Annotated in this window: 12 protein-coding genes; 7 read left to right on the top strand and 5 right to left on the bottom strand. The window is 64.8% G+C overall.

The genetic code is table 11. The features are described 5' to 3' along the window. Nucleotides 1-62 precede the first annotated feature (62 nt). Complete coding sequence (locus tag AAE027_RS08420; RefSeq protein WP_370986196.1) at nt 63-2384, top strand: xanthine dehydrogenase family protein molybdopterin-binding subunit; 2322 nt, start codon at nt 63-65, stop codon at nt 2382-2384. 218 nt (nt 2385-2602) lie between these two features. Here AAE027_RS08420 and AAE027_RS08415 read toward each other — a convergent pair whose 3' ends face one another. The 3 genes from AAE027_RS08415 to AAE027_RS08405 are packed head-to-tail and all read right to left on the bottom strand — an operon-like array spanning nt 2603 to nt 5819. Further along, complete coding sequence (locus AAE027_RS08415; protein ID WP_370986195.1) at nt 2603-3799, bottom strand: acyl-CoA dehydrogenase family protein; 1197 nt, start codon at nt 3797-3799, stop codon at nt 2603-2605. A 15-nt stretch (nt 3800-3814) separates the two neighbouring features. Then, complete coding sequence (locus tag AAE027_RS08410) at nt 3815-4963, bottom strand: acyl-CoA dehydrogenase family protein (protein ID WP_370986194.1); 1149 nt, start codon at nt 4961-4963, stop codon at nt 3815-3817. 4 nt (nt 4964-4967) lie between these two features. Continuing rightward, on the bottom strand, nt 4968-5819 hold the full coding sequence (locus AAE027_RS08405; RefSeq protein ID WP_370986193.1) for an enoyl-CoA hydratase: 852 nt from the start codon (nt 5817-5819) through the stop codon (nt 4968-4970). A 142-nt stretch (nt 5820-5961) separates the two neighbouring features. On the opposite strand from AAE027_RS08405, the gene AAE027_RS08400 reads away from it, so the two are divergent. The 6 genes from AAE027_RS08400 (at nt 5962) to AAE027_RS08375 (ending at nt 11471) form a co-directional block, all read left to right on the top strand. Beyond that, nucleotides 5962-6564 (top strand): LemA family protein, encoded by a 603-nt coding sequence (locus AAE027_RS08400; protein WP_091881097.1) that lies wholly within the window; start codon nt 5962-5964, stop codon nt 6562-6564. Nucleotides 6565-6702: 138 nt separating this feature from the next. Next, on the top strand, nt 6703-7629 hold the full coding sequence (locus tag AAE027_RS08395) for a TPM domain-containing protein (RefSeq protein WP_370986192.1): 927 nt from the start codon (nt 6703-6705) through the stop codon (nt 7627-7629). A gap of 3 nt (nt 7630-7632) precedes the next feature. Beyond that, nucleotides 7633-8130 carry a TPM domain-containing protein gene (locus AAE027_RS08390; RefSeq protein ID WP_370986191.1) on the top strand — a complete coding sequence of 166 codons (498 nt, stop codon included), beginning with the start codon at nt 7633-7635 and terminating at the stop codon, nt 8128-8130. A 453-nt stretch (nt 8131-8583) separates the two neighbouring features. Then, nucleotides 8584-9582: a hypothetical protein gene (locus tag AAE027_RS08385; protein WP_370986506.1), complete on the top strand. Its 999-nt coding sequence runs from the start codon at nt 8584-8586 to the stop codon at nt 9580-9582. 93 nt (nt 9583-9675) lie between these two features. Then, nucleotides 9676-11226: a hypothetical protein gene (locus tag AAE027_RS08380; RefSeq protein WP_370986190.1), complete on the top strand. Its 1551-nt coding sequence runs from the start codon at nt 9676-9678 to the stop codon at nt 11224-11226. Nucleotides 11227-11306: 80 nt separating this feature from the next. Further along, nucleotides 11307-11471 (top strand): hypothetical protein, encoded by a 165-nt coding sequence (locus AAE027_RS08375; protein ID WP_370986189.1) that lies wholly within the window; start codon nt 11307-11309, stop codon nt 11469-11471. Between the two features lie 222 nt (nt 11472-11693). On the opposite strand, the gene AAE027_RS08370 is transcribed toward AAE027_RS08375, so the two are convergent. Together AAE027_RS08370 and AAE027_RS08365 are read right to left on the bottom strand one after the other, a co-directional pair. Continuing rightward, on the bottom strand, nt 11694-12341 hold the full coding sequence (locus AAE027_RS08370) for a glutathione S-transferase family protein (RefSeq protein WP_370986188.1): 648 nt from the start codon (nt 12339-12341) through the stop codon (nt 11694-11696). 166 nt (nt 12342-12507) lie between these two features. Further along, entirely contained in the window at nt 12508-13713 is a 1206-nt protein-coding gene (locus AAE027_RS08365; RefSeq protein ID WP_370986187.1) for a CaiB/BaiF CoA transferase family protein, read from the bottom strand. Nucleotides 13714-13817: the final 104 nt, after the last annotated feature.

Raw genomic sequence — 13817 nt, 5'->3', positions numbered from 1 at the left:
ATCGACTGCAAAATCGGCTAAAACCGCCGCGGTCGTTTTCCGGATTTCAAGGACATAGCGGAATGAACATTCTTCCCGGCAATTTGCGTTTCGGAGCGGGCCAGCCCGTCAAGCGTTTGGAAGATCAGCGGCTGCTTACCGGGAAGGGGCAATTCATCGACGACAAGCCGGAGGACGGCGCGCTGTGGTTGCATGTGCTGCGCTCGCCGCATGCGCACGCGAAGATCGTCTCGATCGACACCAGCGCCGCGGCTGAGATGCCGGGCGTCACTGCGGTCTATATCGGCGCGGACCTCGTCAAGGACGACATCGGTGGCATTCCGACGCTCAACATCTTCAAGCGTCCCGACGGCAAGTCGATGACGGTGCCGCCGCGACGCCTGCTGGCCCATGAAATCGTGCGCTACGCCGGCGAAGCGGTCGCCGCAGTGGTGGCCGCCTCGCGCGCTGAGGCGCAGAGCGCGGCCGAAGCGATCGTGGTCGAATATGACGTGCAGCCGGCGGTGGTCGATCCGGTCGAGGCGGTAAAACCCGGCGCGCCCGTGGTGTGGCCGGAGGCGCCCGATAACATCGTCGGCGCGATGGCTTACGGCGATGCGGCCAAGGTGGACGAGGCGTTTGCCAAGGCCGCGCATACCGTCGAGCTCGATCTCGTCAGCCAGCGCCTCGTTCCTTCCGCGATGGAGCCGCGCTCGACCATTGCCGAGATCGACAAGAAGACCGGCCGCCTGCTGCTGCACGTGCAGTCGCAAACGCCGGCCTCGACCCGCGACGTGCTGGCGGAAGCCGTGCTGAAGCGTCCCAAGGACAGCGTGCGCGTGCTGGTCGGCGACATCGGTGGCGGCTTTGGCCAGAAGACCAACCTCTATCCCGAAGATGGCCTCGTCGCCTATGCCGCGACCAAGTTGAACCGGAAGATCCGCTGGCGCGGCGATCGCACCGACGAGTTCGTCGGCGGCACCCACGGCCGCGACCTCACCTCCACCGCCTCCTTCGCGCTCGACGAGAAGGGCAAGGTGCTGGCCTATCGCGTCAAGTCGATCGGCTGCACCGGCGCCTATTCCTCGGGGGCGGCCAACATCATCCCGCTGGTGCTCGGGCCGTTCGTGCAGACCGGCGTCTACGATCTGCCGCTGGTGCATTTCGAGGTGCAGTCGGTGATGACGCACACCGCGCCGGTCGGCGCCTATCGCGGCGCGGGCCGACCCGAAGCCGTTTTCATCGTCGAGCGCCTGTTCGACGCGGCTGCGCGCAAGATCGGCATGGATCCGCGCGCGATCCGCAAAGCCAACTACATCAAGCCGGCGCAGCTGCCCTACACGAACGCGGCGGGCCAGGTTTACGATTCCGGCGCCTTCGCGCATATGCTCGATCGCGCCGTGAAGCTCGCCGACTGGGACGGCTTTGCTGCGCGCAAGAAGGCGGCGAAGAAGAAGGGCCTGCTCTACGGCCGCGGTCTCACCTCCTATATCGAATGGACGGGCGGGCGTGCGCATACCGAGAAGGTCAGCCTGCACGCGACCTCGCAGGGCCGCGTCGTGCTGCATTCCGGCACCATGGCGATGGGGCAGGGGCTGCAGACCACCTACACCCAGATGATCTCCGACACGCTCGGTGTCCCCATGGACAAGATCGACGTGGTTCAGGGCGACACTGATCTGGCGATGGGCTTTGGCAGCGTCGGCTCGCGCTCACTGTTCGTCGGCGGCACCGCCGTGGCAGTCTCCTCCAACGATCTGATCCGGAAGGCGCGCGAGAAGGCGGCGAACGCGCTGGAGACCTCGGTCGAGGACATCGAGTATCAGGGCGGCATGCTCACCGTGGTCGGCACCGACCGCCGGATCAGCCTGTTCGATCTCGCCGAGAAGGAAAGCGGCGCCAGGCTAAGCGTCGATTCCGAGGGGGAGGTGGATGGTCCGAGCTGGCCCAACGGCACGCATATCTGCGAGGTCGAGATCGACCCCGAGACGGGCGTCTCCAAGGTCGTGCGCTACACCACCGTCGACGACGTCGGTATCGCCGTGAACCCGATGCTGGTGACGGGCCAGATCCATGGCGGCGTTGCGCAAGGCATCGGCCAGGCGCTGTATGAGGGTGTGTCCTATGATCCCGACGGCCAGCTCCTCACCGCGAGCTACCAGGACTACTGCATTCCGCGCGCCGACGACGTGCCGCCGATCGTGGTGACGCTGGACGATTCCGCGCCCTGCCGCACCAATCCGCTCGGCGCCAAGGGCTGCGGCGAATCCGGCGCCATCGGCGGCCCGCCCTGCGTCACCAATGGTGTGATGGACGCGCTGGCCGAGCTCGGCATCACCCAGCTGAATACGCCGCTGACGCCGCAGAAGATCTGGCAGGCGATCCGCGACGCAAAGGCGGGTTAGGAGTTCTCCGTCGCTGCCCCAAACTCAGCTCGTCGTCCCGGCCTAGTGCGCAATTGCGCACGGGGGGCCGGGACCCATAACCACCGAGTCAAATTTGGCGAATGCTGGTGGTTACCAGCTTCGCACCACAGCTTCTCCCCGGAGTATGGGTCCCGGCCCCCGTGCGCAATTGCGCACTAGGCCGGGACGACAGCGGAGAACGCAGCGCCAGCTCGACCTCAAATCCCCAGCATCATCTTCGCGATGATGTCGCGCTGGATCTCGGAGGTGCCGCCGAAGATCGTATAGGCGCGGCCGTTGAGATATTCCGGCAGCACCGTCAGCATCTCCTCCGGGATCGCCGGCTCGTGGTTGAGCTTGTAGAGCGGGCGCATCGGGTCGACGGCGAGCGCGTCGTGGCCGATCACGTCGGCCCCGAGCCGCGTCACGGCTTGGCGGATTTCGCTGTTGCGCAGCTTCAGGATCGACGACACCGCGCCGGGATTTTGCCCGGTCTGCAGCGCCGAGAGCACGCGCAGCTCGGTCATCTCCAGGGCATCGATGTCGACCTCGACCTCCGAGATGCGCGTCGCGATATCGGGGCTGTCGATCGCGCGCCCCGTCAGGTCGGACTCGGCGAGATCAGCGATCGCCTTCAGGCCCTCGCGCAGTTTTGCCGAGGCGATGCCCGAGCCGCGCTCGAACTCGAGCAGATATTTGCCGTAGGTCCAGCCCTTGCCTTCCTCGCCGACGCGGTTGGCGACGGGCACGCGCACGTCGTCGAAGAACACCTGGTTGACCTCGTGGTCACCGCCGATGGTCAGGATCGGGCGCGTGGTGATGCCCGGCGTCTTCATGTCGATCAGGATGAAGCTGATGCCGTCCTGCTGCCGCGGCCCGTCGCTGGTGCGCACCAGCGCGAACATGCGGTTGGCGTGATGCGCATGCGTGGTCCAGATTTTCGTACCGTTGATGATGTAATCGTCGCCGTCGCGCACCGCGCGCGTCTTCAGCGACGAGAGATCGGAACCGGAGCCCGGCTCGGAATAACCCTGGCACCAATAGTCCTCGCCGGAGAGAATCCGCGGCAGATAGAAATTCTTCTGCTCGGGGCTGCCGAAACCGATGATGACAGGCCCGACCATCTTCACGCCCATCACGTTGACGTTGGGCACACCGGCGCGCGCGCATTCGGTCTCGAAAATCCAGCGCTGCGCCGGAGTCCAGTCCGGTCCGCCATGCTCGACCGGCCAGCCTGGCGCGCCCCAACCCTGCTTGTGCAGCGCGCGCTGCCAGGCCATGCCGATGTCGGGGTCGGAGAACACCGAAGGCGTCAGCGCGGTCGCGCGCTTCATCTCGTCGGTGAGATTCTTCGCAATGAAGCCCCGCACCTCGTCCTGGAAGGCGCGCTCCTCGGCATTGAACGACAGGTCCATGAGGCTCTCCCAGTGTCAGGCCGGCGCTTTGGTGCGGCCCAGTTCGGCGTGGCGGGCATAGTGGTGCGCGCTGCCGCCGAACAGCGTGTCGAAGGCGACGAGGCGCTTGAAATAGGCGCCCACCTCGAGCTCCTCGGTGACGCCCATGCCGCCGTGGAGCTGGATCGACTGCTCGCCGACGAAGCGCGCACACTTGCCGATCTTCGCCTTCGCGCCCGAGGCGGCTCGCGCGCGTTCAACGGGATCGGCGTCGGCTTTCAGCGCAGCGCGCAGCGCCATCGAGCGGGATTCGTCGACCTGCATCGCCATGTCGGCGAGGCGGTGGCGGATCACCTGGTTGGCCGAAAGCGGACGGCCGAACTGTTTTCGTATCTTGGTGTATTCCAGCGTGGTGTCGAGCAGCGTCTGCATGATACCGACAGCTTCCGCACCTAACGCGGCCATGGCGCGATCGACCGCCCATTCGATGGCGGGTAGCGCGTCGTGGCCGTCGCCGAGCATAGCGTCTTCGGGTAGACGCACGTCGCACAGCTCGATGTTGCAGGCGCGTCCGCCGCCAAGGCGCTGATAGTCGCTGATCGCAATGCTCGGCGTCGTCGCCGGCACCAGGAACAGGCCGATCCGTCCCGAAGGTCCCCGATGATCGTGAACATGCGCGGAGACGATGATCTCGTCCGCAGCATGGCCGTCGAGGACGGCGATCTTGCTGCCGGAAAGGCGCCAGCCCTGCGCCGTTTTGTCCGCGACCGTCGCGACCTTGGCGAGATCGAACCGCGCGGCGCGCTCGGAATGCGCCAATGCGAGCTTCAGTGATCCGTCCGCCACCTTGGGCAGGCTCGCTTGCTTCTGCTCCGTAGTGCCGCATCTTGCGATCAGCGCGGCTCCCAGCACCACGGTTGCGACATAGGGCTCCGACACCAGCCCGCGGCCAAAAGCTTCCATCAGGATGCCGACATCGACCGCGCCGCCGCCGAGCCCACCAAATTCCTCCGCGATCGGCAGCGCCAGCCAGCCGAGCTCGGCGAACTGTTTCCATACCAAAGGGCTAAAGCCGAGCGGATCGTTCGCCATCTTGCGGCGATGATCGGCATCGTAGCTTTCGGCCACGAACCGCTCCGCGCTCTCGCGCAGCAACTTTTGCTCGTCACTGAGATTGAGGTCCATGGGGCTACTCCGCCACTGGCGGCTTGCGCACGGAGGGATGCAGGCCGGAGGGATCGACGATCATGCCGAACTCCTGGAGATTATGGGCGTGGCAGAGCTGATGCAGCGCAAAGGCCTGGTCGATCGCGGCGGGCTGGCCCATCACGTCCACCGAGCGGTTCACCGCCTCCTTGGTCAGCTTCAGCGCAAAGGACGGTTTTGTCGCGATCCGCCGCGCTAGCGCCAGCACACTTGATGACAGCTCCGCGCGCGGCACGACCTGGTTGACCATACCCAGCTGATGCGCCTCCTGCGCGCTCCAGCTGTCGGCAGTGAACAGGAACTCCTTGGCCTTGCGTGGGCCGAGCTCCCAGGGATGCACGAACCATTCGACGCCGCAGACGCCCATGGTGACGACGGGGTCGCAGAACTGCGCATCGTCGCTGGCGACGATGAGGTCGCAGGCCCAGGCCAGCATCAGCCCACCGGCGATGCACTTGCCGTGCACCTCGGCAATGGTCGGTTTTGCCAGATTGCGCCAGCGCCGGGTGATCTGGAGATAAATTTCCTGCTCGCGCGCGAAGCGGCCATGGGCATTGGGCTCGGCAAAACCGCCCCAATTTCCAATCGGCGGAAAATCGACGCCCGTGGCGTTCTTAGCCCCGGGACGCAGGTCATGCCCGGACGAAAAGTGCGGACCGTTGCCGGCGAGGATGATGACCTTGACCGCATCGTCCTGTACCGCGGCATCGAAGGCGGCGTTGAGGTCGTAGGTCATTTGCAGGTTTTGCGCGTTGCGCGCCTCGGGCCGGTTCATCACGATCCGGGCAATCGCCGGCTCTGGCCGCTCCACGAGGATGGTCTCGAACGAGCTCATCGCTTTCCCCTGGCGTTTCCGTTCTTGTTTTGCCCGAGTTGACTATGTGGGCGAGCGATAGGCAAGAGGCTTGCGGCAGTCGGCTGCTTTTCTCACGCGCTTAATCTGGTAGTTTGCACCAGATTCCACCGGGAGAAATTTGATGCGCAAGATCCTCACCGTGCTGGCGGCGCTGGCCTCGCTGAGCCTGACCAATTGCGGCTACAACGCGATCCAGAGCGAGGATCAGCAGATCAAGGCCAATTGGTCCGAGGTCGTGAACCAGTATCAGCGCCGTGCCGATCTCGTGCCCAATCTGGTCAATTCGGTGAAGGGTTTTGCCCAGCAGGAGAAGGACGTGCTGCTCGGCGTCACCAATGCACGCGCCAAGGTCGGCAGCATCCAGGCAACGCCGGAGGTGCTGAACGATCCCGCCGCCTTCCAGAAATTCCAGGCCGCCCAAAGCGAGCTCACCAGCGCGCTGTCGCGGCTCCTCGTCGTCACCGAGAACTATCCGCAGCTCAAATCGGATGCCCTGTTCAAGGACCTGATGTCGCAGCTCGAGGGCACCGAGAACCGCATCACGGTGGCGCGAAACCGCTACATCAAGGCGGTGCAGGAGTACAACGTCACCGTCCGATCGTTCCCGACGAACCTCACCGCGATGGCGTTCGGCTACAAGGAGAAGCCGAATTTCTCGGTCGAGAACGAGAAGGAGATCTCGACCGCGCCGAAGGTGGACTTCAACCCGGCGCCGTCGAAGTAAGCGCGCGTCGTTTCGCAAATGCCCTTAGCCCCACCCACCGCCGTCATTCCCCGCGAAGGCGGGGAATCCAGTACGCCGCGGCTTCACCGTAGTCCTCTGGCGTCTCTGGAATACTGGATCGCCCGGTCAAGCCGGGCGATGACAGCGAGGTTTTGGCGCGCCTGTTCTGCCTTCTTACAGCGCGGCGTTCTCCTGCTCATCCTGTGTCTCACCTTCGCGGTCACAGCCTCAGCCGACGTCGCCGTGCCGGAGCTCACCGGCCGCGTGGTCGACCAGACCGGCACGCTGTCCAGCAGCGACATCGCCGCGCTGTCGCAAAAGCTGCGTGACTTCGAGAACCGCAAGGGCAGCCAGGTGGCCGTCTTGATCGTGCCGACGACACAGCCGGAGACGATCGAGCAGTTCTCGATCCGCGTTGCCGACGCCTGGAAGATCGGGCGCAGGAAGGTCGATGACGGCGCGATCCTGATCGTTGCCAAGAACGATCGGCATTTGCGCATCGAGGTCGGCTATGGGCTCGAAGGCGCGCTCACCGACGTCACGTCGCGGCGGATCATCGATGAAGTCATCACACCGAAATTCAGGACGGGCGATTTCAGCGGCGGCATCTCGGATGGTGTCGATCGCATGATCCGAGTCATCGACGGCGAGCCGCTGCCGGTTCCCTCGCCGACCGTCAGCTTCGGCCATCTGGACGACCTCGCGCCGGTCTTCATCGTGACGCTGTTCGCCTCGATCGGGATCGGCGGGTTCTTCCGGGCCATGCTGGGGCGGTTGCTCGGATCATTGGCGACCGGTGGCATCATCGCCGCGCTGACTTGGCTCATTCTTGGCTCTCTTGCGCTTGCGATCGGTCTCGGCGTGCTCGGCTTCATCATCGGATTCATCGCCGATCTGTTTTCGGCGATGGGGCCAAGCACGCGATCGTCGCGCGGCGGTTCGTGGTCGAGCGGCTCATCGGGAGGCGGCGGCTGGAGCAGCGGCTCATCGAGCAGCAGCGACAGCGGCAGCTTCAGCGGCGGCGGGGGCAGTTTTGGCGGCGGCGGCGCCTCGGGGAGCTGGTAGGTCATGAGCATGAAGCGCATTGCCAGACACCTCGTGCAGCATCATTGGCGGGCGAAGCAGATTTTCCCGCGAGCCGTGCTCGACCGCATCGAGCAGGCGATCAAGCGGGGCGAAGCCACCCATTCCGGCCAGGTCCGCTTCGTGGTCGAAGGCGCGCTCGATGGCCGCCCGCTGTTCCGCAACCAGCCGGCGCGGGCGCGAGCGCTCGATGTGTTCTCGCATCTGCGCATCTGGGACACCGCGCACAACAACGGCGTCCTCATCTATCTTCTACTCGCCGACCGCGACGTCGAGATCGTGGCCGACCGCGGCATCGACGCGAAGGTTGGCGCGCAGGGGTGGGAAGACATCTGCCGCGCGATGGAGGCCGAGTTCAGGTCGGGCCAGTTCGAACGCGGCGTGATCGCCGGCATCGAGGCCGTGTCGCGCGAGCTGGCGCGGCATTTCCCGCCGCAAGGACCGCGTTCGAACGAGCTGCCGGATGCGCCGGTGCTGATGTGACGGACTGTGATGTGGACGAGGTAGCCACCGCGCGCTCCGTCATTGCGAGGAGCTCGCGATAAAATTGCGGAGCAATTTGCGCTGATGCGACGAAGCAATCCAGAGTCTGTCCGCGGAAAGATTCTGGATTGCTTCGCTGCGCTCGCAATGACAATTGGAGACAGCGTGGCCGGCTCTCTCACCGTCACCCGCGCAACGGCGAAGCTGTTATCGCTGGAGGCGCGAGCGCAGCGAGCTTCGAAGGGCGACGGCCCGGCCGTTGCGCGGCCGTTCATCTTGCCTCGATTACAATTTGTTGCATGCCGCCACGCCGGTTCCACTTTCCCGGCCAAATTCGGCCTCGGACGAGTTCCTAAAATTTCGGTAAGCGGGTCCTAAGGTAAGGATTTCGCAAGCAATGAAAGTTACCAAAAGGTCAACCTAGACTGGAGTATTTGAGCCGTGAGCGAACCAATGCCCGAGCAGGCCGCCCTGGATCACGGCGCCGTCGAAGCCGCAGCGACCGCGCCGCAGGCCGTCGAGGCTGCCGGGATCGAGGCCCCCTCGATCGCACCCGACCACGAGGCACCGCCCAAGCCTGACCCGGTCAAGGTCGAGCCGCCAAAGATCGAGGCGCCAAGGATCGAGGTGCCGAAGTTCGAAGCCAAAGCTGAACACAAGACTGAGTCCAAGGCTGAACCCAAGGTCGAGCCGAGCCCCGGCAAGCTGATCGTGATGGCGCCCTCGGAGCGCTCCTGGGACCGCGAGGATTTTGCTCCCCACGTCAAGGCGGAGGAACCGCGCGAGACCGGCGGCAAGCGCCGCTTGTCGGCGATGGCCGCGGTGGTTGCGATTGCCGCTTGCGTCGGCGCGATCAGCGGCGCGCTCGCGACCGCCGGCATGATGCACTTAGCCGCCCCGGCCCCGGCGCCGGTTCAGGTCGCCGATACCAGCGCGCTGGATGCTTCCGTCGCGCGGATCGATGCCGACCTCGTCGCGCTCAAGGCCAATGTCGAGCACAGCTCGAAAACCGGCGTCAGTCAGTTCAACCGGGCCAACGACCGCCTCGACAAGCTCGAGAAGGCGCAGGCCGAGCCGTTGGCCAAGATCGCCAAGCTCTCGGAGACGGTCGAAAAGCTCCGCGCCGCGCCGCCGGCCCCTGCGCCGGCCGCAGCCGCCGCGCCCGCCAAGGAGACCACCGGCTCGATCGCACCGACCCGGGTCGCGACCGCCGCGGCCGCCCCGGCTCCGACGCCCGCCGCGCCCAAGACCGAGGTCGGCCGCCTGCCGACGATCGAAGGCTGGAGGCTGCGCAACGCCGCCAATGGCGGTGCGCTGATCGAGGGCCGCGACGGCCTCTACGAAGTCTATCCCGGCGATCCCATCCCCGGCATCGGCCGCGTCGATGCGATCCGCCGCCAGGACGGCCGCTGGGTGGTCGTCACCAGCAAGGGCCTGATCGTCGCGCGCTGAGCGTCCGATATTCGACTTTCGAAGAGGCGCTTCACCACCATGTGAAGCGCCTTTTTGCTTGAATAGGCATCCGCGCGCGGTGTTACTGGAGGCATGAGCCGCGCGTTGCGAATTCTCGTTGCTGTCGCTGCATTGTTGGGCGGCGTCGTTTCGCTTTCGGCGGCGGAGAACGCGCAACTGGCGCGCGGCACGGCGATCACCGATCCTGATCTGCTGCGCCGGCTCGATCAGAGCGACGCGCTCACGATCGCGCGCCTGCTGTGGCCGGAGCGGAACGCGGACGTTCCGCTCACGACCGACCTGCTGTTCTCGTCGCTGCCGCAGCTCAAAGCGATTCCGCCGGCGATCGATGCGGAATTCGACCGCTACATCTCTCGGTACAAGGCGACATATCCGGGCGAGACGATCGGCGTCGGCGACGGTCTTGACGTGCAATTGTTCGACCGCGCCAATCTGAAATCGCGCGACACGCGTTTCGTCCTCGCCGGCATCGTCAACCGCATGGACCGCGCCTATGTCTCGGAAGAGTCCTGCGGCGAGATCCGGCTGATCTACCGTCTCGCGCGTTTCGAGGGCAGGCCGGACGGCGGCAAGACCGCAACGCGCCTGCCGATGACGCTCAATCTGGTGATGAAGGCGCGCGATGCGCGCCAGACGGACGGGAACGGCAATCCCATCAGCTGCGCCGAGATCGCGCGGCGCTGGCTCGACAATGGTGATTGGCAAAATTTGATCGGCAGTCGCTTCTCCCCTGATGACGCCATGCTCGATCGTATCGAGACCAACATCCAGGTCTCCGTCGCGCCGAAATCGGCGCTGCACGATTTTCGCTCCGACTATCTGCTCAAGGTGTTCAAGTACGACGCAGCCACCAAGCAGTTCGAGGAATCGACGCTGGAGAACCAGATCGACCGCGACCGGATCCTTGCCGACCATGCGTTGCGGCGCGGCTTCAGGGATTGGTTGCTCGCGCCCGAAAATCTGCGCGAGTTCGATCGCGGCACGGTGCTGATCCCCGAGAAATTCCTGGCGACATCTGCGGTGGTGCCGACACCCGCCGGGCTCGATGCCTCCGCCTTGCAGCCGGAGTTCGGCATGATGCAGGGAGAAGGAAAAGCGGAGGGCAGGGACGATCCCGTTTTCAGCGATGACGACGTGGTCGGTGCCTTGAAGCAGGCTGCCGCGCGTGGCATCGATCTGCAGAACCTCCGCTCGGTCGCGGGCTTTCAGCGCCGCCTCAACGACATCACCTGCGCCGGCTGCCACCAGACCCGCGGCATCGGCGGCTTCCATTTCCCGGGCGTGGATTGGCTCGCAGACAAGCCGTCCAATTCCACCATCGTGCCGGCCTCGCCGCATTTCTTCGGCGACCAGCTCCGCCGCCGCGACATCCTGACCGCATTCGCCGCGGGTAAACGCCCTGATTTCTCGCGCGGATTTGCCAGCCGACCGCAGACCCGCGGCAGCCGCGAGCTCGCTGGCACCGAATATCAGGACGGCTGGGGCGCGCATTGTTCCCTGCAAACTGCGGGATCGGGAACGGCGGACAAGAGTTTTACGTCATGGAGCTGTGCTAAAGGTCTCACCTGTCAGGCTGCCGCGGCCTCGCGCCGCATCGGCATGTGCTTCATCAAGGCGCGTTAGCGCGTGATCCGAAAAAGTGTGTAGCGGTTTTTCGAAAAGATCCCGCGCAAGATAAAGCAACGAAGCGATTTGGATGACCCATGACGGATACGAGCGAGGCGAACAAGGAGCGCAATCGCGAGATCGCGCGCAATGAGGAAGCCAAGCAGGTCACCGGCAGCATCCGCGTCAGCACCTGGGCGGTCGCTGTTGTCGTCATCGTCGGCGGAATCCTGTTCACGCTCGGCTGGCTGGCGTTGCGGTAGCTGCGCAAGCTCTTTCGATTGAAAGCGCGGAGCAAGCCGCGGGTTCACCTCGCCCCGCTTGCGGGGAGAGGTCGGATTGCATCGAAGATGCAATCCGGGTGAGGGGGTACAGGCCTCTCGGCGATCTCATGTGTGGAGAGAGGCCCCTCACCCCAACCCTCTCAGAGCGAGCGAAGCTCGTCCCGGCCCCGTAAGAACGGGGAGAGGGAGAAGATCGAAGCCTCACTTCGCGTAATTCGTCATCCGTTTTCCGGGCAGCAGCTCATAGGCCGGCTTCCAGCCGGGCAGAGCGGCCATGCGGCCGAGCCAGGCGTGGATGGCGGGATGGCTCGCCGCGAATTCGAAGCCGTGCTCGTCGCTCGGATAGTGCAGATAGGCCATCATCGAGATATCGGCGATCGTCGGCTTTACGCCGACCGCGAATTCATTGTGCTGGAGGTGTCCGTCGAGGATGCCGAGGAAATCCTCGAGCCGCCGGCGAAAATGCTTCAGCACCTGCGGATCGTTTTTCTCGGTGAAGGCGCGCATGAAGCGGTAGGTCGCCATGTAGCCGGTAAGCTTGTGGTTGTCCCAGAACAGCCAGCGCAACAGCTCGAACTTTTCCTCGTCGCTCTCGGCGCCGAAACGCTTGTACTGGTCGGCAAGCTTGAGCAGGAGGGGCGCGGTCTGCGTCATCTTCACGCCGTCGATTTCGAGCACGGGGATCTCGCCCATCTCGTTGACAGCCTTGCGCCATTCCGCCGTGCGCGTGACGCCGCCGCCGAAATCGGTCCAGACCGGCTCGAACGTCTCGCCGCAAAGCGTCAGCATCAGCGCCAGCTTGTAGCTGTTGCCGGATTCGGGGAAGTAGTGCAGGCGATAGCTGGGCATGGGACCTCACGACGACGAATGTGGTCGTGAAATTATATCGGGATAGTACGGCATCGTCATTGCGAGCGTAGCGAAGCAATCCAGCAATGCATCCGCGGATACAGTCTGGATTGCTTCGTCGCAAGGGCTCCTCGCAATGACGGTGTTCGGAGCGAGCGACTCGGCCCTACCCCACCGCCCCCTTCGCCCGCAGCTGCTTGATCGCCGCCTCGTCGTATCCCGCCCCGCGCAAAATTTCGTCACTGTGCTCGCCGACGCCGGGCGGCTTGCGCGGCTGGACCTTCCTGGCGCCATCGATCCAGATCGGGCTGTTGATGGTCAGCATGGTGTCGTTCTCGAATGGCACCAGCACCTCGTTGTCGAGCATCTGCTTGTCGTTGGGGATGTCGTCGAGAATGGCGACGACGCCGAACACGAGGCCATTGCCGTCGAGGATCTTGCGCCATTCGGCGAGATCCTTGGTCGCGAAAGTGTCATCCAGAATCTTGATCAGTTCGACCGAGCGGGCGTGGCGGTCGGCCTTGGTGACGAAGCGGGGATCGTCGACCAGATCCTCGCGCCCGAGGCAGCGCGCCAGCGTCGGCCACTGCCGCTCCTCGTTGAGCAGGGACAGGATCAGCCAGCGGCCGTCCTTGCACTGGTAGTGGTTCGCGACCGCGTTCAGCGCGCGCTCGCGCGGCCGCCGCTCGCCGAACTTGGAGCCGCAGAGTTTTGCCTGCGCCAGCACGCTCGCCGCCCACACCCCGTTCGCCATCAGGTTGGAGGCGACATGCGAGCCCTTGCCGGTCTTTTCGCGCTGATAGAGCGCGGTGACGATGGCGCCGTAGAACGCCATCGCGCAGGGATGGTCGCCCATGCCGGCGACCGAGCGGGCGGGTGTCGTGTGGGTATCGGCGCGGACGAGGTCCATCAGGCCGGAGCGCGCCCAATAGGCGTTGCTGTCGAAGCCGGGCTTGTTGGCCTCTTCGCCCTTTTCGCCATAGCCCGTGAAAGAGGCGTAGATCAGCCGGTCGTTGAGATGGGCGAGGTGGTCATAGGTGATGCCGAGCTTGGCTCGCACCGGCGGCGGCATGTTGGTGATGAAGACGTCGGCCTCCGCCACCAGCTTGTAAAGCACGGCCTGCGCTTCCGGCTTGGAGAGGTCGAGCGCGATGCTCTTCTTGTTGCGGGCCTCCAGCAGCCAGGCGAAATTGTGCTCGCCGGTCGGATAGCCCGGAAGATTCGGCAGATTGCGGTAGGGATCCCCGGTGCCGGGCGGCTCGATCTTGACGACGTCGGCGCCGAAGTCCGACAGCACGGTCGCGGCCGCGGGCGCTGCGATGAAGCTCGCGCAGTCCAGAACCTTCAGCCCCGCAAAAATGCCCTTTTCCATCGCGGCGTTGCTCCCTCGCTCTTGTCGTTTCCCGCGCGCTGGAATTGGCGCGAGCGCCTCGTGGGAGCATTAGACCGATGTTTCCGCGGGATGCAACGGCGCCT

The sequence above is a fragment of the Bradyrhizobium sp. DN3 genome (assembly GCF_041357655.1).
In the GTDB taxonomy this organism is placed as follows: domain Bacteria; phylum Pseudomonadota; class Alphaproteobacteria; order Rhizobiales; family Xanthobacteraceae; genus Bradyrhizobium.
This window is presented reverse-complemented; position numbering and strand designations above follow the sequence as displayed.